Source organism: uncultured Helicobacter sp. (assembly GCF_937893305.1).
Taxonomy (GTDB): Bacteria; Campylobacterota; Campylobacteria; order Campylobacterales; family Helicobacteraceae; genus Helicobacter_D.
In genome coordinates this window covers 1-22,834 of sequence record NZ_CALBGN010000018.1, presented here as the reverse complement: position 1 = coordinate 22,834, position 22,834 = coordinate 1, and the positions used below count along the sequence as shown (strand labels likewise).

22 protein-coding genes and 1 tRNA gene are annotated in these 22,834 nt (G+C 34.3%); 18 read left to right on the top strand and 5 right to left on the bottom strand.

The window, feature by feature from the left end:
- Positions 1-723: an RICIN domain-containing protein gene (locus Q0358_RS06620; protein ID WP_299549155.1), complete on the bottom strand. Its 723-nt coding sequence runs from the start codon at positions 721-723 to the stop codon at positions 1-3.
- A gap of 145 nt (positions 724-868) precedes the next feature.
- Here Q0358_RS06620 and Q0358_RS06615 point away from each other — a divergent pair, with 145 nt between their 5' ends.
- The 5 genes from Q0358_RS06615 (at position 869) to Q0358_RS06595 (ending at position 8,155) form a co-directional block, all read left to right on the top strand.
- Positions 869-2,014, top strand: a complete 1,146-nt coding sequence (locus Q0358_RS06615; protein WP_299549153.1) for an MFS transporter — start codon at positions 869-871, stop codon at positions 2,012-2,014.
- Complete coding sequence (locus Q0358_RS06610; RefSeq protein ID WP_299549151.1) at positions 2,014-4,443, top strand: dynamin family protein; 2,430 nt, start codon at positions 2,014-2,016, stop codon at positions 4,441-4,443. Before Q0358_RS06615 ends, Q0358_RS06610 begins: the two co-directional genes overlap by 1 nt.
- Positions 4,436-6,475, top strand: a complete 2,040-nt coding sequence (locus tag Q0358_RS06605; protein ID WP_299549149.1) for a dynamin family protein — start codon at positions 4,436-4,438, stop codon at positions 6,473-6,475. Before Q0358_RS06610 ends, Q0358_RS06605 begins: the two co-directional genes overlap by 8 nt.
- A 98-nt stretch (positions 6,476-6,573) precedes the next feature.
- Positions 6,574-7,383, top strand: a complete 810-nt coding sequence (locus tag Q0358_RS06600) for a J domain-containing protein (protein WP_299549147.1) — start codon at positions 6,574-6,576, stop codon at positions 7,381-7,383.
- Positions 7,384-7,393: 10 nt separating this feature from the next.
- Positions 7,394-8,155: a hypothetical protein gene (locus tag Q0358_RS06595; RefSeq protein ID WP_299549145.1), complete on the top strand. Its 762-nt coding sequence runs from the start codon at positions 7,394-7,396 to the stop codon at positions 8,153-8,155.
- A 31-nt stretch (positions 8,156-8,186) separates the two neighbouring features.
- Here Q0358_RS06595 and Q0358_RS06590 read toward each other — a convergent pair whose 3' ends face one another.
- The 4 genes from Q0358_RS06590 to gap form a co-directional block, all read right to left on the bottom strand.
- Entirely contained in the window at positions 8,187-9,395 is a 1,209-nt protein-coding gene (locus Q0358_RS06590; protein ID WP_299549143.1) for an acetate kinase, read from the bottom strand.
- A gap of 10 nt (positions 9,396-9,405) precedes the next feature.
- On the bottom strand, positions 9,406-10,401 hold the full coding sequence (pta, locus tag Q0358_RS06585) for a phosphate acetyltransferase (protein ID WP_299549141.1): 996 nt from the start codon (positions 10,399-10,401) through the stop codon (positions 9,406-9,408).
- 87 nt (positions 10,402-10,488) lie between these two features.
- Complete coding sequence (locus tag Q0358_RS06580) at positions 10,489-11,757, bottom strand: glucose-6-phosphate isomerase (protein WP_299549138.1); 1,269 nt, start codon at positions 11,755-11,757, stop codon at positions 10,489-10,491.
- Positions 11,754-12,752, bottom strand: coding sequence for a type I glyceraldehyde-3-phosphate dehydrogenase (gene gap, locus Q0358_RS06575; RefSeq protein ID WP_299549136.1), 999 nt, complete (start codon positions 12,750-12,752; stop codon positions 11,754-11,756). The genes Q0358_RS06580 and gap overlap by 4 nt, the downstream gene beginning before the upstream one ends.
- A gap of 201 nt (positions 12,753-12,953) precedes the next feature.
- Between gap and Q0358_RS06570 the strand changes: the two genes are divergently transcribed.
- From Q0358_RS06570 to Q0358_RS06510, 13 genes are all read left to right on the top strand, one after another.
- The gene (locus Q0358_RS06570; protein WP_299549134.1) at positions 12,954-13,250 is read left to right on the top strand and encodes an HU family DNA-binding protein; all 297 of its coding nucleotides are present in this window, start codon (positions 12,954-12,956) and stop codon (positions 13,248-13,250) included.
- 48 nt (positions 13,251-13,298) lie between these two features.
- Positions 13,299-13,375, top strand: a tRNA-Arg gene (locus Q0358_RS06565).
- Positions 13,376-13,460: 85 nt separating this feature from the next.
- Positions 13,461-14,165 (top strand): SIMPL domain-containing protein, encoded by a 705-nt coding sequence (locus Q0358_RS06560; protein WP_299549131.1) that lies wholly within the window; start codon positions 13,461-13,463, stop codon positions 14,163-14,165.
- A 122-nt stretch (positions 14,166-14,287) separates the two neighbouring features.
- Positions 14,288-15,541: an amidohydrolase family protein gene (locus Q0358_RS06555; protein ID WP_299549128.1), complete on the top strand. Its 1,254-nt coding sequence runs from the start codon at positions 14,288-14,290 to the stop codon at positions 15,539-15,541.
- Positions 15,542-15,544: 3 nt separating this feature from the next.
- Entirely contained in the window at positions 15,545-16,369 is an 825-nt protein-coding gene (locus tag Q0358_RS06550) for a mechanosensitive ion channel domain-containing protein (protein ID WP_299549125.1), read from the top strand.
- A gap of 5 nt (positions 16,370-16,374) precedes the next feature.
- Complete coding sequence (locus tag Q0358_RS06545) at positions 16,375-17,628, top strand: aminofutalosine deaminase family hydrolase (protein ID WP_299549122.1); 1,254 nt, start codon at positions 16,375-16,377, stop codon at positions 17,626-17,628.
- A 2-nt stretch (positions 17,629-17,630) separates the two neighbouring features.
- Positions 17,631-19,037 carry a phosphomannomutase/phosphoglucomutase gene (locus Q0358_RS06540; protein ID WP_299549119.1) on the top strand — a complete coding sequence of 469 codons (1,407 nt, stop codon included), beginning with the start codon at positions 17,631-17,633 and terminating at the stop codon, positions 19,035-19,037.
- The gene (gene pyrC / locus Q0358_RS06535) at positions 19,038-20,036 is read left to right on the top strand and encodes a dihydroorotase (protein ID WP_299549116.1); all 999 of its coding nucleotides are present in this window, start codon (positions 19,038-19,040) and stop codon (positions 20,034-20,036) included. It begins immediately after the preceding gene.
- Positions 20,036-20,530, top strand: a complete 495-nt coding sequence (gene coaD / locus Q0358_RS06530; protein WP_299549113.1) for a pantetheine-phosphate adenylyltransferase — start codon at positions 20,036-20,038, stop codon at positions 20,528-20,530. Before pyrC ends, coaD begins: the two co-directional genes overlap by 1 nt.
- Positions 20,531-20,539: 9 nt before the next feature.
- Positions 20,540-21,106, top strand: a complete 567-nt coding sequence (gene tmk, locus Q0358_RS06525; protein ID WP_299549110.1) for a dTMP kinase — start codon at positions 20,540-20,542, stop codon at positions 21,104-21,106.
- Between the two features lie 89 nt (positions 21,107-21,195).
- The gene (locus Q0358_RS06520; RefSeq protein WP_299549107.1) at positions 21,196-21,681 is read left to right on the top strand and encodes a phosphoribosyltransferase family protein; all 486 of its coding nucleotides are present in this window, start codon (positions 21,196-21,198) and stop codon (positions 21,679-21,681) included.
- A gap of 76 nt (positions 21,682-21,757) precedes the next feature.
- On the top strand, positions 21,758-22,141 hold the full coding sequence (locus tag Q0358_RS06515; protein ID WP_299549104.1) for a hypothetical protein: 384 nt from the start codon (positions 21,758-21,760) through the stop codon (positions 22,139-22,141).
- A 151-nt stretch (positions 22,142-22,292) separates the two neighbouring features.
- On the top strand, positions 22,293-22,834 hold a 542-nt coding region (locus Q0358_RS06510; RefSeq protein ID WP_299549101.1), incomplete at its 3' end, for an autotransporter domain-containing protein.

Genomic DNA, 22,834 nt, shown 5'->3' with positions numbered 1-22,834 from the left:
CTATTCCTTACTTAAATTTGTGCTAAAAACTACACCTGCATTTAAAGGTGGAGCAGTGATAAACCACTGCTGATCGCTATTTGGCTTGCCCCCCTGCACACAATCTGTTAGAAAAATGCTAAAAAATCTCGTGGCTTGATTGCTTGGGGTTTGCAAGCACTGCTTTGTAGCGACATTTTGGATCTGCACAGCTTGATTGTCAAAGAGATTAAATCGCCATAGCTGCGTGGGATCTTCCATATTGCAGTAAGTGTGAATCGCACCATTTCTATACGCGCTTAGGCAGGTGCCTTCTTTGGCGTTTTGAATCGCTGAGGTGCCATCAGCCTTGGTAAAAATCCGCCAAATCCTAGCTCCACCAAAATCTTTACTATCAATGAGCGAATATCCCCATACCCAATTTCCAACATTTAATGCCCAAAGTGTTAAAACACCCCCTTCAGGACTCATAATGGATAGTAAATCAGATACATTATCTTTAGAAGCTCCAACGTTTGTTGCTAGCAAAAGCAATTCAGTGTGTTTTGTGGGGGTGTGATGTCCTTTTGTGTTTGTGTTAGGGCGCACAAGCTTTTGAGATAAATTGGGTCCTTCCACTAATGTAACTTGTTTCTTAGAGTCAGCAGGAGGAGTTGGGAATTTTCCAATTCCTAATTCATCGCTCTTAGAAGCACAACCCATAATAAATAAAAATGGTATTAAGAAAGTAAAAATTCTACGCATAATAACTCCAAAGTTTTAGCTTAAAAGTAGAATTTTAAAAAAAATTAAATTAATTAAAAGTAAAAATAATTTTTACTTGATAATTTAAAACATTTTTAACTTTTTTGTCTTAAAATAGCGCATCGCGAACTCAAGGACTCTCTGTTTGAAAAGCTACACTCTGCTTGTTGTTATGTTAAGTGCAATTGTTACAATTTCTAGTATTTATGTTACTCAACCTATTCATCCGCTTTTTGTAGAGATTTTTGAGATTTCAATTTCTCAAGTGACGCTTTTTACTTCTGTTACACTTTTGGCACTTGCATTTTCGCCAATTGTGTATGGATATTTATTGGAAAAATTTGATGTGCGTATTATTTTGATATTTGCACTAACTTGCATTGGAATCCTTCAATGTCTGCTTTGCTTAAGCCAAGATTATAACACTTTTTTAATATTGCGTATTTTAGAATCCTTAATGATTCCAGCGTCCTTAACAGCGTCTCTTACGATACTTACACGCTTAGATTCTAAAAATATTCAAAAATATGTTAGCATTTATGTTGCATCTACTGTTTTTGGTGGAGCTATTTCACGCATTGGAAGTGGAGTAATCACCTCTTTATTTTCTTGGCAGGTTACCTTTATGCTTTTAGGAATTACAACTTTAAGTGTTGCATTAATGTCTTATCGTATTCCCAAAAGCAATAAGATTAATAGTTCAAAAATTACACCAAAAATATTTTTAGATTTTCTTGGAGATAAACGTTATGCTCTTTTATATATAGGTGCATTTTTGGTATTATTTTGCTTTCAGGGCGCGCTAAATTTAATGCCTTTTGAAATCAAAGCTATTTATCCAAATATTTCTAGTGCTGAAATTGGATTTTTATATACGGGTTATGTTATTGGAATTATTACCGCACTTCTTGCAAATTTTATTATAAAAATTTCCAAAGGTGCATTAAATGCAATTATTTTTGGTTTCATAATTTTTGGAATAGCACCACTTTTAATGTTGATTCGGGATTTTTGGTGGATGTTTTTTTCTGTATTTGTTATTTGTATTGGTATGTTTATTGTGCATTCCGTCCTTTCAGGCTTCATCAATAGTTTGCAAAAAGATAAAAAAGGCATTACAAATGGGCTGTATTTGACATTTTATTATGCAGGAGGAACTTGTGGAACGACTTTGCCTAGTTATTTTTATAATGCTTTTGGATGGGAAGTTTTATGTTTTGTGTTAAGTGGAGTTTTATTTGGCAGTGCGTGGCTATTTTATATGTATCGTAAAATTTTTAAAGGAATTTAATGGAGCAAAATCTTTTGCAAAATCAACTACAAGAGTTTTTTCAAAAAAATTTTCAAGAATACTTTAAGGAAGTTGTTTCATTGGGGAATTTGCATCTCTTAGACCATAGCAATGCAAGCGAAATTTTAGCAATTTTTTTTAGTCTTGATGCGCAAGGTTTTAATGCATTTTGGCAGAGTGAAACGCTTCAGAAGCTATGTAAAATATATTGTAAAACTCTAAGTTTTAAGGGTATTATGCAAGTGCAATATACTTTGCTTTTAAACTTGCAAAATGCTTTTTTAGATGATCCTAAAGCTACACAAGAACTCCTAAAAAACACACTTTTAAATCTTGAGATTTTAAAGCGTGAGAATTTAACCAAAAGCGTGCTTTTAGATTCTATTTTTTCTTATTTTAATTTACTTATTCATACTAAAATTACTTCTAATTCTATACAAAAAACACAAAAAAATGATTCTAATTTTATAGCTTCCAAAGCACTTTTAGAGGATTTTTTAGAAGAGGGTCTAAAGCTTTTAAAAGCACAACAGATAGCCATAAAAGAACGCATTGAACAGCATTTTACACATCTGCTCTCAAATCTTGAACCTTTAGAGTTGCTTTTGCAAAAAGCGCAAAATCAGCATTTTTCAATCGGAGTTACAGGGGTTTTAAGTTCAGGGAAAAGCACACTTTTAAATGCACTTTTAGGGCAACAAATTTTAGGAACTTCTACAATACCAGAAACAGCAAGCCTAACACTCCTTGAATATGCAAAAACTCCAAGTGCGCGCGTAAGTTTTTGGAACACAAAAGAGTGGCAGGATTTAAAGTCTATTATAGAAGAAACTTCACTTAATGCCCTTTTTAGCAATGCAGAGTTTAGTAAGAGTTTTGAAGCTTTTGTAAAAGATTCCACACAAAGCCTTGATGTTAGTATTGAAGAACTTCCTAAATACACTTCAGCAAATCATTCTAGCAAGATTTGCAATCTCACTAAAGAAACAACACTTTTTACTCCGCTAGAATTTTTACAAAATCATGTAGAAATTGTAGATACTCCTGGGCTTGATGATCCTATAATTCAGCGTGAAGAAATTACTAAAGATTATTTAGCAAAATGCGATTTGCTAATTCACGCAATGAATGCTTTACAAAGTGCTACACAAATTGATAGGGATTTTATTGTAGAAGCATTGCAAAGTGCGAATTTATGCAGAATCCTAATTGTGCTAACTCACGCAGATTTATTAGAAAAAAGTGAATTAGAAGCTGCGCTTGCTTACACAAAAGAGAGTATAAAAGAAAGCATAAAATCTTCTTTGCAAAATACACAAAACAAAGAGATAGAGCTACTTTTTGAACGCCTTGATTTTATTGCTATTGCAAGCTATCCTGCCTTAATTTGTCAAATTAATCCTAGTCAAGCAGAGGAGTTAGGTTATAACCTAAAAGATTCTAATTTTGAAGCGTTAATAGAGTATCTTAACCAAACACTTTTAGGAAACAATAGCACTAAGGCAAAGGATATCGTTTATCTTTGCGCACAAGGCTTTAAGCGTGTGCATCAAAGTATTTTGGATTCCATTATGCTAGAGCAAAGATTGTTGTTTGCTAAAGAAGATGAAATTAAAATGCAAATTACAAAAGCCAAAGAAAAGAGAGAAAGCAGTCAAAGTGCGTTAGAATCTGCAAAAAATGCGCTAAATTCTGTCATAATGCAACTCAAAGACTTTTCTACTACATTACAAAACCAACTCCATCAAAAGCTTTTAAATGCACAAAATATTTTAAGTGAGCGTATATTTGCAGATATTATTTATGATTATGAAAAGGGTAAAACTCCTAGCAAGCAACGCTTAGAATACCTACTAGATTTAGGGTTAAAGGATTTATTAAGTGAGATTCTACGCTTTAGTAAGCAGAGTTTAGAGAAAAAAATCTCTCAACTCTCTTTGCAATTCCAAACATATTTAGAAGATATTGCATTAAATAATGAAGGTGCAGCCTTGCAGAATCAAAACCCAAATCTTTGCTTTAATCCGACTTTATTACAAAAAACTAAACTTAAGATTCTAACTAGAGTGTTAAAAAGTGCTAAAACTTTCAGTAAAAACAAAAAAGATTCCTTAAAAACTTCTCTTGAAGAAGATTTTAAAGAGGGATTTTTGGAGTTTATTAGTGCATTAATTGATCAAAGTAATGCTATTGAGGACCAACATATTGCATATTTTACAGATCTTTTGGATTCTATTAAAACGCAATTAGAGCTAGATTTACAATCTAAAGAAAATATTTTACAAAATGCTTTAAAAAATCTTCATGCAAATGCAAGTCAAAAAGAGCAAAAGGAGAATACTTTAAGGGAGATTTTAGAACTTTTAAAAGCACAAATTAAAGAATGTGAAATGTTACAATACTATGCAACAAGGGGAGATAATGCTTAAATCCTATATCCAAGATTGTCTTGCATTACAAGAAAAATTTAACCAAAGAACTCCCACGCAAAAGCTTATAACACATTGTCAAAATATGCTAAATCCAAGCGATTATTCACTAAGCTTTTTTGAGCATCTTGAACAAAAAAGTGCTGAACCTATGCAAGTTGCAATTATTGGGCAATTTTCAAGCGGTAAAAGTACCTTTTTAAACGCACTTTTAGGACAAGATATTTTGCCAACAGGTGTTACGCCGATTACTTCAAGGGTGTGTAAGATTTGCTATGGAGAGGATTATATTTTAGAGATTCTGTATAAAGATGGGAGCAAAGTGCTACAAAATGTGGAGTTTCTCCATAAACTAACGCGTGAAAACTCCAAAAATATTGATCATTTTTGTTTGTATGCTCCTATCTTATTGTTAAAAGAAATTAATTTTTTAGATACGCCCGGTTTTAACTCTCAAAACTCTGATGACACACACGCTACGCTAAAGGTACTAGAGCAAATAGATGGGATTATATGGCTAACTCTTATTGATAATGCAGGGAAAAACAGTGAAAAAACACTTTTAAGAGAGTTTAGCACTCATTTTGCTCAAAAAAGTTTATGTGTGTTAAATCAAAAAGATCGTCTAAAAGATGAAAAAGAAATCCAAACAAGCGTAGAATATGCAAAAACAGCATTTGAAGGGATTTTTGCAGATGTGATTCCAATCTCTGCAAGACTTGCTTTAAAAGCAAGATTAAATACCACAGAAAAATTCTTAGAAAACACGCTTTTGAGTCTAGCGCATAATATTCAAGATATCGCTTTAAAACGCAATAAATCTTATTCAGATTCTAACTTTGAAGAAGATTATTCTAAAGAATATATTCAAAAACTCAATGAACTTTTTATAAAAACTAAAGATAAAATCAACTCAAAAAATGCCAATCAAAACAATTTTAAGGATCTAATGCAAGAATCTAATATGCCTTTGATTTTTGATTTTTTAAACCAAACTATTAAACCAAAAGCAAATCTTGCAAAATCTCACAGCACGCTAAAACGCTTAAAAGAAATGCATATCCGCCTACACTTACAATATCATAAAATTGACCAAAGTTATAAAAAACTCCAAATGATTTTAAATCAAAGTCGCATAGATTTTTCAAAAAATTGTTCTATTTCTAAAGAAAAAGAACAAAAGATTTTTAATGCACTTTATTTGAGCTTAGATGTGTTGCTTGATAGTCTGGCGCAAAAAATTTTTAATTCCCTAGAAAAGCAACACATTGTCTTTCATACAAATACAAAAACTTTTTTGGGAATGAAGTCTAAAATGCAAGAAAAGGAAGTTACGATTCTGCCTTTAGAAAAAATCAAAATTGCCTTGCAAAACCAAGATTCCCAGCTTGTTAAAGATTATAAAGTAATGAGCGTAAAGATTAAAAATTTTTTAGATTTATTTGTGGAATCCATTTTTCAAAACACCAATGCGCTTGCGCAAAAAATCTTTTTATGGCAGGACTCTGTGCCAAAGTTCTTAGAGATTTATCTTTGCGCTCCGCAAAGTCAAGCTTTGCAGGATTTACATCATTTTGTTCAACATTGTTATGAGAATATTTTGTCAGATTTTAACAAAAACGCTCTTGTTGCTACTTCTTTTTTGCAAAGTGAGCTAAATGTTCTTAGTAATTTTTTGTCGTTAAATTATAATAATGCTATTGATTTAACACTTGCACGCCTTGATTTAAAAATTAAAAACGCAATCGCAAAACACAAAGAAGATCAAGAGGAGTTTGCACTTTTTAATCCAACACTTGAAAATGTGCGTGAAGCTTTAAATGAAGCCTTTTGTTTTGAACAGTTTCAAGCACGACTTTTTGGACCAATGAACTCTTTAAATAAAGCATATTCTCAATTTTTAGAATGCACAGAACAAACCATAGAATCTAAAACCAAATTAATAATAGAAACTTCTTTTGCGCTTAAGAAAGAAATGGATAAAATTACACAAAATTTACAGCAAATCCGCACACAAATCCTAGCACTTTAAAAAATGGAACTAAAATTGCTTTAAAGTCTTTTTAGAAAGCACCAAAGTGCGAAAGATAGGATTTTAGAATAAAGGAAAGCAATGCAAAGGAAGGCAAGATGAAAGTAGAGCTCCTAGAGCCATACATTCAAATTAGCATTGAAAGAGAATCGCAGTTTTTAAAGCGTGCTGTGGATTTTGCTTATAAACATTTTTCTAAGGCTTATCGTCTTTCAAGTTCTGTGCTTATTTTAGACGATGGCGAACGCTACAAAAAGGATTATTTTCTAAATTGGGCATATCATGTTGCAATGCAAGATGAAGCAAAAAGGGGAAACCCAGATTTTCAAAGCATTATTGATAGCAGCTATCTCCCCATTCGTATAAAAATGGTAGAAAATCGTGCAATGTTAGAACATATCATTGTTTCTTTGCAGATTATTCAAAGTTCTTTTGGAAATGCGCAAGTTTGCTTAAAATTAAATCGTCCGAATCGACTTGCTAGACGCTATTTAAGCTCTCTTTTTCAGGAATTTTTGTTAAGTTATACTAAACAAGAAATCTTTTTGGATTCTTCTAGCCCTTATTTTTGGGAGAAATTAATTAGTATGTTGTCGCAAAAAATTATCCATAATATTGTCTTAGATTTTGATTATGAAACCTTTAGGACACATAATACTTTTGAATGTTTTGAAGAATATTTGACAAAAGAAGAAAAATTGCTTAAAAAAAGCTACAAGATTTTAGGTTGTGGATATAATGACGATTTTGAATGTGTTAAAAATCGTTACATTGAGCTTGCAAAAATTTATCATCCTGATAATGTTTATGGGCAGGATAAAAAGATTATTGATGGCTATGCGGAAAAATTTCGCTTAATTAATGAAGCGTATGAAAATATTAAATCCAACTTTAAACGCGTTGCATAAGGAGTAAAAAATGTCTGAACAAAATCAAATGCCACAAAATATGGAATCCAAAATTACAGATTCTACAGAAATCACATTAGAAGATCCCAAAAGTAGTAGTTTTTTGCCACTTTTAGGACTAATTGTTGTGCTAGTTGTGCTTGTGCTTGGTGGGGGATATTATTTTTTGAGCCAGCCTAGTGGACGGGCTATGCTTTCTAAGGTTCAAACATCTTTAGGGATGACACAAGATTCTGTTCTAGATTCTAATTCTACATCAACTGCATATCCTGCAAGTTATGCAAAAGATGATGAGATTAAACGCCTACAAGATGCACTCTATCAAAAAGAGCGTGAGCTAGAGAATCTTGCGCATTCTCTTAATGGTTTAAATGCTTCCGTTCAAGAAATCCAAACTTCTAAGCAAAATACAATGCAAAAACTTCGCTACACCATTAAGCCCAAACAGCAAATCATCGCTGAATGTTTTGCTATGGACATAGGTCGCTGGGATATTCCTAAAAATTGCCTACTTTCTCTTGCGACAAAAGTAGATAAAGAGTTGCAAAACGATAAGCGTGTAGTGGCTTTTGAAGTGCAAGGGATTGTAGATACAAATCCTTATCGTGGGCTTTCTCCGGAGCTTAAGCAAGAAGGGTTAGCTAGTTTTAGAGCGTGGAATGCAATTCGCGCTATTAACGCAAAGCTTCCAAAAGCCACAATCTTTGAGGGTCCAAGTTTGCAACTTGCAAACAAACGCGGTTATAGCATTAAGGCGTATTTTGTGGATTAATTCCAAGTCTTGCAATGTTGCAAGGCTTGGATTATAAATGTTCTCCTGAAACTAAAGCGCGTGTATCACGTGCAATCATTAATTCTTCATTTGTCGGAATTACACAAACTTTAACTTTGGAATCTTTTGTGGAGATGATTCCTTCTTTTCCTACAGTGTTTAAATTAGCCTTCTCATCAAGTGTAATACCTAAGAATTGCAAGTGTGAAACAATTTTTCCGCGGATAAATTTAGCATTTTCTCCAACACCTGCACAAAATGTAATAGCATCAACACCTGTTAGTGCAGCTGTATAAGAGCCTATATATTTTGCCACACGATAGGCAAAAACTTCTCTCGCAAAACGAGCTTTTAGATTGCCTTCTTCATCAGCAGCTAGCAAGTCTCTAAAATCGCTAGATAATCCAGAGATTCCAAGAACTCCAGATTTTTTATTTAAAATATTTAGAATTTCTTTTGTGCTTAGATTTTCTTTTTGTGCAATATAATCAATGATGGCGGGATCTAAATCACCGCTTCTTGTTCCCATTACAAGTCCTTCAAGTGGGGTTAATCCCATGCTTGTATCAATGCTTTTGCCATTTTCAACCGCACAGATGCTTGATCCATTACCTAAGTGGCAAGTGATGATTTTAGAGTTTTCTAATGGGATTCCTAGAAATTCTGCTGTCCTTTTGGATACATAGCTGTGGCTTGTGCCGTGGAATCCATAGCGGCGAATTTTGTATTTTTCATAATATTCATAAGGTAAGCCATAAATATATGCACGCGGTGGCATTGTTTGATGAAATGCTGTATCAAAGACTGCAACCATAGGTTTATTTGGCATTAAATGCTGACAGGCACGGATTCCAAGTAAATGTGCTGGATTGTGTAGTGGAGCTAAGTCAGAGCATTCTTCAATATGGCGAATTACTTCATCATTGACAAGTGCGGATTGTGTAAAATGTTCTCCGCCATGAACGATTCTGTGTCCTGTTGCTTTGATTTCATCTAGGGATTTTAGAATTCCATCGTTTGGGTCAATAAGTGCATTTAAAACAAGTTTTACTGCAACTTCGTGATCTGGCATATCCACATCTCGTGTAGTTTTCTCTCCATTTTTGGGTTTATAGTTAAATTGTCCCCCTTGGATTCCGATTCTATCACAAAGTCCAGAAGCTAAAACTTCTTCTGTTTGCGTATTGATAAGTTGATATTTAAGGGAAGAGCTTCCGCAATTAATCACTAAAACATCCATAATTTCTCCTTTAATTTTGTTGAGCCTGTAAGGCTGTGATGGCAATTACGCCTACAATATCATCACTGCTACAACCGCGTGATAAATCATTAACTGCCCCATTAATTCCTTGGGTAATGGGTCCATAAGCTTCTGCATTTGCAAGTCTTTGGACAAGCTTGTAACCAATATTTCCCGCGTCTAAATCTGGGAATACAAGCACATTTGCTCTTCCTGCAATCTTGCTATCTGGAGCCTTAGATTTGCCTACACTTGGCACGATTGCAGCATCAAGTTGAAACTCTCCATCAAGAGCAATATTTGGCGCTTGTGCTTTAGCAATTTGTGTCGCTTCGATCACTTTATCTACATCAGGGTGTTTTGCGCTTCCTTTTGTGGAGTGTGAGAGCATTGCTACAACTGCTTCTTTGCCTACAAGGGACTCAAAACTTTTTGCAGAATCAATAGCAATAGATGCTAGTTCTTGTGGATTAGGATTTTGCACCAAGCCACTATCTGAAAAAATAAAGATTCCATTTTCTCCATAGTTACAATTTGGAACAACCATTAAGAAAAATGCAGAAACGAGTTTGGAATCTTTTTTTGTTCCTAAAATTTGTAAAGAGGCGCGCAAGACATCAGCAGTAGAATTTACAGCTCCAGCTACCATTCCATCAGCAACCTTTGCTTTGACAAGTGCGACACCAAAATATAGTGGATTTTCTAGGAGAAGTGCGCGTGCTGAAGATTCACTTAAGCCCTTATGTCCACGAAGCTTTACAAATAATTCTACATAAGAATCTAGTGCATCACAACTTTTAGGATCAATGAAAGTTGCTTGGCTTAAATCAAGTCCAACTCCACGCTCTTTGATTGTTTTTTCATCACCAATTAAAAGAACTTTTGCAATACCTTCTTTAAGTGCGGTGTGTGCAGCTTCTAAGGTGCGCAAATCTTCAGTCTCTGGGAGAACGATGGTTTGTAGGTTTGTTTTTGCCTTTTCTTTAATGCTTTGAATAAAACCCATAAGTTACCCTTTGTTTTAGATTTGTATGAATTGTAAGATTTTTTATGATAAGTAGAGTAGAAAATTGTAAAAAATAAAGAAAAAAGTTTAAGAGTGTGTAAATTTTTCTCTTAATATCTTTTTCCCAAACTCAACTCCGGGTTGATTATATGTATCTATTTGTAACAAAATCCCCACACAAGAAGTGAGTAATTCATAATAAAAGATGAGTGCGCCGACACTTTGTTCATTTAGAGAATCCAAAACAATGGAATCCACAGGGACATTTTGAGAGATGATGCTTTCTTTTGTGGAAACGCATTGTAGTTTTAGAAGTTGATTAAAAGAAGTTTGATTGACAAAATCTGTATCTTCTAATCCTTCAAGGCTAATGTCTGGGATATATAAGGGCTTTTGAGAGAGATTTTCTACACTTAAAAAAGTTATTGTCTTATTTGCGGGTCCTTGCATAATAAGCTGCAAAAAAGAATGTTGATCAATACTTCCTATTAGCGCAATAGGTGTTAATCCACGTTTTTGCTGATAAGTGTCAAATTTTCCTAAAGATTCTCCCCATAGCTGCACATACCAAGAGTTAAAATGACGAAACACGCTACTATAAGAAAAGAGCACATTAATAGGATATTTGGCTTCATTTTTTGCTAGAAAAAGGGCTTTTTTTAGGATATTGTCTTTGCGGTGTATGAAAAAATCATCGCTGATTTGTTTTGCGCCTTGCAAGATCTTTTGAATATCATAACCCAAAATGGCTAAAGGTAACAACCCAACAGCACTTAACACAGAGAATCTTCCGCCGATATTTGGAGAAATGGTAAGATTTTGGATTCCTTCTTTTTGACACCATTTGTGCAAAGGAGAGTTAGAATCAGTTATGGCAACTAAGTGATTTTTTCTATCTTTTTTAAGCAAAGAGAAGCGCGCTAAAACATATTTGAATAAAGAAGTCGTTTCAATAGTTAGCCCAGATTTTGAAATAAGAATAAAAAGCGTATCCTCGTATTTTATGCGGAGTAAGTCCTTTTGGATCATAATGGGATCTGTGTGCTCTAAAAAGCGCAATTTGATTTTTTTACGATGATTTTGATGAGAAAGCAGAGTATCAATAGCTTTTGTGCCTAGAGAGCTTCCACCAATTCCGATGATGATAATATTAGTAATAGAATCCAAAAATTCTGCATTGCACTTTATGTAGTCAAAAATTTCTTGATTATCCCTAAAGGGTAAATCGTAATAGCCGCTAAATTGACTATTGCGCTCTACCAAGACTTTTTTGAAGAATAAATCTAAATTATCTTTTTCAAAAAGATTAGAATAATCTTGTGAAAATTCTTGATATGTATCTGATAAATTAATCATCTAATGCTTTGTCCTACATAGTTTGTCATATCTACTAAGCGTGTGGAATATCCCCACTCATTATCATACCACGCAACAACTTTAAGTTGATGTTCATTGACGACCACAGTGCAGTCTGGCACAAAAATACTACTATAAGTGCTGCCAATAAAATCCCCAGAAACACGCTTTTCATTATCCACTAAAATTAAATCTTTAAAAGTTGTTTTGCTTGCGTCTTCAAAGACTGCATTAATGGAATCTTTATTGACGGGCTTTTGCGTAACACAAGTGAGATCTACAATGCTCACATCAGGTGTTGGTACACGAATTGCAAAGCCATTTAATTTACCTTTGAGTTCTGGCATTACAAGTCCTATTGCCTTTGCAGCTCCTGTTGAAGTTGGAATCATATTGAGTGCAGCAGCTCTTGCACGACGTAAATCTTTATGTTTGGAATCTAGTAAATTTTGATCATTTGTATAGCTATGAATCGTTGTCATCAAGCCACTTTCAATAATGAAATGATCGTGTAAAATTTTAGCAATTGGCGCTAGAGCATTTGTAGTGCAGCTCGCATTTGAAATCACTTCTTCGCCTTTATATTGCTTGTGATTGACACCATAAACAAAAGTTGGAGTATCTGTTGCAGGAGCAGAGATTACAACGCGTTTAACTCCATCATAGAGATGCGCACTTGCCTTGTTTAAATCGTTGAAAGCACCCGTGCATTCTATGACAACTTCTGCGCCAAATTGACCAAAATGTGTCTCTGTAATATTGCGTGTGCTAATAATGTGGATTTTCTTTTGATTTCCGATTTGAATTGTGTCTTCACTGAGCTTTTGCACTTCACTGCTTTTTTGCACGGAATCGTATTTTAGCAAATGCACAAGTGTATCAATGGGCATTGTTGTGTTAATTGCTACAAGTTCTAAATCATTCCGTTGTCCTAAAATCTTGCTTACACATAAACCAATGCGTCCTGTTCCATTTACTGCAACTTTTAATGCCATATAAATCTCCTTAAATTAATAAACATAAATCTTAGTTGAAAAATCCTTACAAGTCCATAATAATGCTTTTAGTTAAAAGATATGTAAAAAAATCATAAAAATATGATAAATTTAAGAATTTTTTATCTAAAAGCCTTGCAAATCGTAAATAGTATGCTAAAATAGCGCGTTTTTAAATTAAATCCTAATTGGAGGTTCAAAATGAACAAATCAGAATTTGTTGACTTGGTAAAAGAAGTCGGAGAATTTGAAACAAAAAAAGATGCAGAAAAAGCAATTAGTGCTTTCACGGCTGCTGTTGAAAAAGCACTTGCAAAAAAAGAAAGCATCGAACTTGTAGGTTTTGGTAAATTTGAAACAGTTCTTCAAAAAGGTAAAGAAGGAACAGTTCCAGGAACAACTAAAAAATACAAAACTCAAGACAAGTTTGTTCCAAAATTTAAAGCCGGAAAAGGTCTTAAAGATGCAGTTGCCGCTGCTAAAAAAGGCAAAAAATAATTCTCTCTTTGCCTCCTTGCGAGGCATCATCACTTGTTGCTTACCATTGTCCTCGTAGCTCAGCTGGATAGAGCACACGATTCCTAATCGTGAGGTCATGCGTTCAAATCGCGTCGGGGATACCATTTTGACACTCTCAAGTTTAAGTTAGGTTTTTCTAGGTAGAATACACATTCAAAAAGTTGGAATCCATTTTTATAAAGGACAATGATGGATAAAATTAGTGCGATATTTTTAGGATTAGCTTTGGTTATAAGTAGTGTTGTTCTAGGTTTTAGTGTAGATAGAGCAATTAAGAATTTTAAGGCTGGAGAACGGAGCGTTGTTGTTAAGGGTCTAAGCCAAAAGGAAGTGCAAGCTGATGTGATGATACTCCCTATTAAATTTACGCGTGCAAATAATGATTTAAATGCTTTGTATAAAGAACTAGAAAATGATGCGCAAAGTGTTTCTGCGTTTTTGGAGAAAGTTGGTTTGGATAAAAAGGACATTACCTTTGCACCACCTATTGTTAATGATAAGCTTGGGGATTTATATGGAGGCAATCAAAATGTAACCTATCGTTATGCGGGTGTTGGAAGTGTGTTGCTTTATACAAAAGATGTAGCACTTGGTAGAAAGGCGTTAGAAGAGATTGCAGAGCTTGGAATGCGTGGTGTTGTGATTAAGATTGATGATTATGAAGTGGAGTATATTTATACAGGATTAAATGCAATTAAACCACAGATGATTGAAGAAGCAACGCTTAATGCAAGGGAGGCTGCTACAAAGTTTGCTAAGGATTCTAAAAGCCAGCTAGGTAAGATAAAGAAGGCAACACAAGGACAATTTAGCATTACAAATAGAGATAAAAATACACCTTATATTAAAAATGTGCGTGTTGTTTCTACCATAGAGTATTATTTGGAGGATTAAATGGAATTTGCTATTTTTTTTAAGTAGAATAAATCTTTTTAGGTATAAATCCAAGTTTTTATTAAATTTTAGCTTGGAATTTGCCATAATTGTTAAACTTATATAGATTTTTAAGGGTGCGTATGATTATTAAAGGAGCGATGGTTTGTGATGCAAATGGTGAGCAAAGAGGTGATGTGCGTATTGAAGGAAACAAGATTACGCAAGTTAGTAGAAGCATTTTGCCAAAAGATAACGAAGAAATCATAGAAGCAGAAAATCTTGCATTATTACCCGGTGCAATTGATTTAAATACGCGTGTTAGTAATGGAATCTTAAGCAAGGAAAATTTGTTAAAGCTCTCCAGCAAAGCTGCAAAAGGTGGAATTACGCAGGCTCTTTTAATACCAGATTGCAAGCCAACTTTAAGTAGTGAGCTTGGTTTAGAGCTGTTAAACGCGATTAAAGAAGAGTTAAAAGCAGAGATTATTGGGATTTCTGAAGCGGTTAATATGGAATCCAAAACAAGTTTAAATGAGCTTGCATCACTGCATAAAAAAGGTGCAAAAGGGATTTTTGCAAAGTCAAATACAGATGGTAATTTGCTAAGGCGTGCGTGTGAATTTGCTTTGATGTTTAATGTGCCGATGTTTTTTACTTGTGAAGATGAATCGCTAAGTGCAAATGGCGTAATGAATGATGGAGAGCTTTCTTCTCTTTTAGGGTTGCCAGCAATTCCAACTCTAAGTGAAACAAAAGAAGTGGCGCAAATGGCAGAAATGGCGCGTTTTATGGGGGTAGAAGCGGTATTTTTAGCACTTGCGACACATAGAAGTGTGGAGATTATCCAGCAATTAAAGGCTTTAGAAAATAAGACAAAAGAGCAAAAAGCGAAGTTACATTTACAAACTTCTATCCATCATTTACTCCTTACAGAAAATCTTTGTAGTAACTACAACACAGCAGCAAAAATCAAGCCTCCATTGAAATCAGAATCTACACGCAAGGCATTAGTAAAAAGTGTAAAAAAAGGCGAAATTACGCTTTTGACTTCTTTGCAGTCTGAAAAGTCTCTTGCTCAAAAAGATTTGGCTTTTGAAGAAGCGGCATTTGGAGTAGATATGATTGAAAGTTTTATGGGGCTTTGCTATACGCTTTTGGTAAAAAATGAGCATTTAAGCTTAAGTGAATTTAGTAAGATTTTGAGTTTTAATCCTGCAAATGTTTTAGGGCTTCAGACAAAAGGACTTATTGCGGCAGGTTATGATGCGGATTTGGTGTTATTTGATACAAAGGGAACAAGTGTGGTAGATGATATGGAATCGCCTTATTACGATTCTATTATTCAAGGGCAAGTTAAGCGTGTGTTTGTAAGTGGAAAAGAGATTGTGTGGTAAAAAATGGAAGAGAAATTTTTACTAATTTGGGATAGATTTGTTGCTTGGTTTTTTGGGTTTTTACCAAATGTTGTGAGTGCGTTTTTTATTCTTATCATTGGCTATTATGTTGCTAGGATTTTTTCAAGATATATTGCAAAATTGATTGTTAAAACAACGAAAGACGAAACACTTGCTGGTTTTTTAAAAAATGTGGCATTTGTAGGAATATTTGTGTTAGCAATTATCACAGCACTTACAAATCTTGGCGTGAAAACAACTTCTATTATTGCAGTTCTTGGAACAGCAGGTTTAGCTATTGGTCTATCGCTTAAAGATTCTTTGTCAAATTTAGCAAGTGGAATCTTAATTGTTGTGTTAAAGCATTTTAGAAAAGGAGATATTGTTACACTAAATTCTATTACAGGCAGAGTGCAAGAAGTGAATTTGTTTCAAACAAAAATTACGACTTTAGATAATCAACTTGTGATTTTACCAAACTCTATGATTGTTTCAGGTCCTATTATTAATGTTAATGCAAACCCAACGCGTCGCTTGGATTTGATTTTTAGCGTATCTTATACAAGTGATTTGGATAAGGCAAAGTGTATTTTAGAAGAGATTTTTGATGCAGAAGAGATTGTGTTAAAAGATCCTAAGCCACTTATTGGCGTAGATGTGTTAAACGCAAGTAGTGTGGATTTTATGGTGCGTTTTTGGGTAAATAGTAGTGAAGTTATCAGCGCAAAACTTGATTTGTTGCAAAAAGTAAAAGTGCGTTTTGATAAGGAAGGGATTGAAATCCCTTATAATAAACTTGATATTAATCTTAATGCGCCTTTAAAGTGATAAAAATGCAAATTATTGGTGCGGATTTTGTTGTATTGTGTGATGAAGAATTTAGTGTGCTCAAAAAAGGTGGAATCCTTTTTGATGGACAACTCATCTTAGAAGTGGGCGATTATACAAAATTGTGTGCAAAATATAAAGACGCTAAAAAAGAATATTTTGATTCTTGTGTAATAACGCCAGCATTTGCAAATTTGCATTTACATTTAGAGTTTAGTAATAATGAAGGGGTCTTAAAGTTTGGAGAGTTTGGAGAGTGGTTAGATAGCGTTTTATCAAAGAGAGAATCTTTAATGGAAAAAGGTTTAGAAAATGCAATGCAGCAAGGGGTTATGGATTGCTTAAAAAGTGGTGTTGGGTTTGTAGGGGCGATTTCTAGCCACGGAGTGGATTTAGAGGTTTTGGCAAATTCACCTTTACGCGTGCTATATTTTAATGAGATTATTGGTTCAAGTATAGAAGCAATGGACTTTTTGTATCAAAATTTCTTAGCCCGTTTAGAAGATTCTAAGGCAAAAAAGAGTGCGCGTTTTATACCGGCAATTGCGGTGCATTCACCTTATTCTGTGCATCCAAAACTGCTAGAAAAAGTTCTAGAAGTGGCGCAAAAAGAAGATTTGCTTGTAAGTGCGCATTTCTTAGAATCAAAGGCGGAGAGGGAGTGGCTAGAATCAAGTGATGGGTATTTTAAGGGCTTTTATGAGAGATTTTTCAAAAAAACAATGAAATCCTTTTATGATGCAAAGAGTTTTTTAAGGGCTTTTAGTGGGATAGATAATGTGTATTTTACACATTGTTTAGAAGTTAATGCGGAAATTTTAGAGCAAATTCACGCACAAAAAGGCAAGATTATTAGCTGTCCTAAATCTAATCGCTTGTTAAATGGAAAATACCTAGATTTACAGGCGGTTAAAAATGCTAGGATTCCGCTTTGTCTTGGCACAGATGGAAAGAGTTCAAATGACTCTTTATCGCTTTTAGATGAGTTAAGAATTGCACTTTTTGCTTATGAGGATATACCTTTAGAGATGCTAGCAAGGGAATTGCTTCTAAGTGTAACGCGCAATGCTTTTTTGGATTCCAACTTTTTATTAGGAGAATTAAAGGTGGGGAATTTGGCAGATTTTGCTGTGTTTCAGCTTCCAAAGACTGAAGAGTTTTTAGCACAAAATTTGATTTTGTATGCTAAGGTTGCATATAGGCTGTATATTGCAGGTAAAGAAGTGTTAAGCAGCGTTAAAGACAACTTAGAAGGATAGAAATGCTAGTGATTTTTAGAGAATATGATATTCGTGGGATCTATGGAAAAGATTTGGTGAGAGAAAATGTTGTGCGGATTGGCTATTTAGTAGGGTTAGAATTGCATAAGCGCGGTGGAGCTACTTTGGGCGTTGGTTTTGATGCGCGCTTGCACTCTAAGGAAATTTTTGATTGGTTTTGTCAAGGTGTGCTAGCAAGTGGAATAACTCCTTATCATTTAGGGGAGATCCCAACACCTGTTGCGTATTATGCTTTATATTGCGAATTTGAAGGGGGATTGCAACTAGATGGAAGTGTGATGATTACAGGTTCTCATAATCCCCCAGAATATAATGGCTTTAAAATCACACTATTAAAAGAGCCGTTTTTTGGAGAGCAAATTTACGCGCTTCAAAGAGAATTTGATACTCTTAATTGGGAATTTGTAGAAAAAAAGATTCCATTAAATATAGAAATTAAAACATTAAATGCACTAGATTTATATGTGGAGTATTTATGTAAAGAGTTTGCGCATTTAAAGGGATTTAAAATCCCTATTAGTATGGATTGTGGCAATGGGATTGCAGGTGTTGGAATAACAAAAATTTTAGATAGATTAGAAATTGCGTATAATGGGCTGTTTTTAGAGCCTGATGGAAACTTTCCAAATCATCATCCAGATCCAAGCGAAGAGAAAAATCTAAGCTTTCTGCATGAAGAGGTTTGCCAAAAAGGTGGAATCGGATTTGCCTTTGATGGCGATGGGGATAGATTGGCAGTGATTAAATATACTCCAAGTGGAAATAAAGTCTATAAAGGTGATGAATTAGCAATTATTTTTGCAAACACGATTCCAAATCCTGTGGTGATTGGTGAAGTGAAATGTTCATTAAATATGTATGAAAGCATTGACAAAATCGGCAAGGCGATAATGTATAAAACAGGGCATAGCAATCTTAAAGTGAAACTAAAAGAAAGTAATGCTCAAATGGCGTTTGAAGTGAGTGGGCATATTTTCTTTAATGATCGTTATTTTGGATTTGATGATGCCACTTATGCAGCGTTGCGTGTGCTTGAGCTAGTGCATTTTAAAGGTTTGGAGTTTGATAGGGTTTTAGAGAGTTTGCCAAAGCTTTATTCTACAGATGAAATTAAGATAAAAACTACAGAAGAAGAGAAATTTGCAAGTGTTGAGCGTTTAAAGAAAATCTTAAAAGATTCTAGTGCATTGCCGGTAAATTTTCCAAAAATCGTGGATATTATTACAATTGATGGCGTGCGTGTGGTGTTTGAAGAAGGTTGGGGGCTAATCCGCGCTAGCAATACAACCCCAGTGCTTGTAACGCGCTTTGAAGCAAAAAGCGATTCTTTATGCAAGGTGTATCAAAAAGCTTTGTTAGAATTATTAGAGCAAATAAAGGAATCTTAAATGATACAATTACAATCCCCCTATGATATGCACTTACATTTGCGTGATGGAACAATGTTGCAAAGCGTGGCAAAATATACGGCAAAGTTTTTTAGTGGCGCACTTGTAATGCCAAATTTAACTCCGCCTATTACTAATGTAGAGCTTGCTTTAGAGTATAAAGAGAGAATCCAAAATGCTTGTGGGGATTCCACCTTTAATCCCTTGATGTCGTTGTATCTCACAGAAGAGCTTAATAAAAGCGTGTTGGAGAAGGCAAAAGAAGCTGGAATTAGGTTTTTAAAACTCTATCCAAAGGGTGCAACAACAGGCAGTGAAAGTGGTGTAAGCAGTGTTTTAGATGATAAGATTTTAAAGATTTTAGAAATTGCACAAGATCTTGAAATGTTTTTAAGTATTCACGGAGAGAGTAATGGGTTTTCACTAGATAGAGAAATGGAGTTTCACCCTGTATTTAAAGAGCTTGCGGAATCTTTTCCGCGTTTAAAAATTATTTTTGAACATTTAAGTGATCATCGCTCTATTGCACTTGTTGAGAAATATAATAATCTTTTTGCAACACTCACCTTACATCATATTGCTTTAAGTTTAGATGATGTGATAGGCGGTGGATTAAATCCGCATTATTTTTGCAAACCGATTCTAAAAACTCCAAAAGATAGAGACGTTCTGTTGCAGGTGGCGTTAGATGCGCATTGTAAATTCTCTTTTGGAAGTGATTCTGCACCACATTTAAAAGCAAACAAAGAAAGTGCTAAAGGAGCAGCTGGAATCTTTAGCGCACCTATTGTGTTGCTTGGGCTTGCGGAGTTGTTTGAAAAGTATAATAAACTAGAAAATCTCCAAAGTTTTATAAGTGATAATGCACAAAAGATTTATAATTTACCAAAGACTAATAAGATTATAACGCTTACAAAATTGCCTTTTGATATCCCACAAGAAATTGATGGAATCGTGCCGCTTTTTGCTAAAAAAACACTCACTTGGAGTTATGTATAATGCCAAAAATTGCCATTTATCCGGGAACTTTTGATCCGATTACAAATGGGCATTTAGATGTGATTGAACGCGCTTGTAAGCTTTTTGATGGGCTGATTATTGCTGTGGCAGAATCTAAGGGAAAAAATCCTTTATTTAGTCTTAATGAACGCGTAAAAATGGTAAATCTAGCAATTATGGAATCCAAAAACATTGCTTCAAAAGTTTGTGTGCATTTTTTTGATCACTTAATTGCGGAGTTTGCTAGAGAGCAAGGAGCTAAAATTTTAGTGCGTGGGCTTAGGGCGGTAAGTGATTTTGAATATGAATTACAAATGGGATATGCAAATGCATCGTTAAATAAGGAGCTAGAAACAATTTATTTAATGCCTTCTTTGCAGAATGCTTTTATTAGTTCTACTGTGGTGCGTTCAATCCTTACACACGGCGGAGAGATTACGCATCTTGTGCCAAAGAGTGTGAAAGATTATATTATAAGTTTGAGTTTGAAATAGGGAATTGTTTTGTATATTGTATTAGAAGGAATTGATACAGCGGGTAAAAGCACGCAGATTACAAATTTAAAAGAAGTATTTAAGGAGGCAATTTTTACCTTTGAACCCGGAGCTACACCGCTTGGAGTGAAGATTAGAGAGATTTTGTTAAAGACAGATATTGCAAGTCCAAAGGCTGAAATGTTACTTTTTTTAGCTGATAGAGCAGAGCATTTTGCAAGCGTGATTGCGCCAAATTTAGATAAGCTGATTATTAGTGATAGAAGTTTAATTTCTGGGATTGCGTATGCTAGGGATTTTGACTTTGAGATTTTAAGGACTTATAATGCTTTTGCTTTAGAAAATCTCTTACCAAACAAAGCAGTTTTGCTTGAACTTGATAGACAAACGCTAGAGTTTCGCCTAAATCAAAAGAGCAAGGATAAGATTGAAAAAAGAGGGGTGTCTTATCTTTTAGAGTTACAAGAGAGATTAAAAAAGACAATGGAGAGATTAAGCATACAATCACTTGTGCTAAATGCAAGCTTACCACAAGATGTTATAACAACTAAAATTATAGATTTTATAAAAACCTAATGCGCTGTTTATTATGTGGGAAATTCTCTTTTAAGGATTTATGTAAAGATTGTTTGGGGCTTATTGTTGTAAAGAGAACTTGTAGGAAATTGCAAGATTTTAAAGTGTATGGGTTTTTTGATTATGATTCAATTTCTTTTTTGCTTCACGCAAAATATTCTGTTTTAGGAAGCAAAGTTTATAGGGAATTATCTAAACTTGCACTAAAACATTTGCAAGCACAAAAAAAGACTTATGATTGTTTTGGTGTAGGTGTTGATGATAGGATAAGTAAGCAAGGCTATGCACATAATGCGATTTTTTTAAACCATTTAAAACAAGTGGGTCTAAAGCCGATGTATCGCACGATTTATGCAAGCAATGATGTGCGTTATGCAGGAAAGAGCTTGAAATTTAGAGAGCAAAATCCTAGAAAATTTATTTTACAGCGTGAAGTAATAGGAAAAGAAATTGTGCTTGTAGATGATATTATAACAAGTGGCTTAACCTTGCTTGAAGCAAAGGAGTTTTTAGAAAAACACGGCGCGAAAGTTTTGTGTGCATTTGTGCTAGCAGATGCTAACACAAATTTATAAAATTTTGCAGTTTTTTCTTGACTTTTCAGGGGGGGGGTAAAATTTCTCTTTTTATTTTATTTAACAAGGAGAAAAAATGCTAAAAATTTCAATTAGCGCAAGTCGAGCTTTATTGGGCTTAGGAGTGATTACAGCACTAGCAGCAAATGCTACTGAAGTAACACCTGATAATTTTCAACAAAATTTTGAAGAAAAAGACGGTGTTTGGATTAATAAAAATCAAAGTGGAGATTTTGAATCGGTAGAAAGTGTTCAAGATTTAGCAGATGAATTTGAAAAAAAAGGAAAGATAGACTTTGACAAATATAAAGAGGATCTGCTTGTGCTTTATACACTTAAAGTCAATGGAGATAAATTAGGTGCTGAAGGAAGGCTACAAGTTAATGCTAGAACTCTTCTTTATGCAAAACTTCAAATGATTAAAAGTATGAAAGACAATTTAGAGGAAACAAAAGAATAAATAGAAGCTTATGATCCTAATACATTTAAAGATGAATTAGAAGACGCTAATAAAAAGCTTGACGAAGCTAAAAAGGAACTAGAAGAGCTAGAAGCAAAGCCTTAATAAAGAATATGAAGCAATCAAAAAGGATCCTAATGCAAATGCTTCTTTGGGTATAGAAAAACCACAAGGATTGGAAGCGCATTTAGAGAATGTTATAAAAGCACTAGATAAAATTGACACAACAAAGCTAGATGAGAGAACAAAAGCTGTGCTTGTAGATTTAGCATTGGATGCCAAAAAACTTGTTGCTTTCACGCATTCAATAGAATCCTCCGCAAATTCTCAAACAGATTCTATGGGTGCAAACTCTAGTGCTAATACTGCTATGAATATTTCTAATGAAACTTCAATCACTGCAAGAAATGTTCAATACTCTAACCCTTATGCACTTGCAAAACTTCTAAAAGACTCTAAACTTGCTGCTTTAGGTTCTGATACAAAATTTGATTATTATGGAATTAATAATTCTGTTAATAGTGTTTGGGCTAATGCTTTTGGAGGTGCAAATATCATTGATAGAGATAATGGTTCTTTATGTGGGATTAGCATTGGTTATGATAGACAAGTTACAGATGCTTTGTTATTAGGGGTTTATGGGACTTATTCTGATTCTAAAATCAAAGATGGCGGCTCTACAAGCAAATCTGA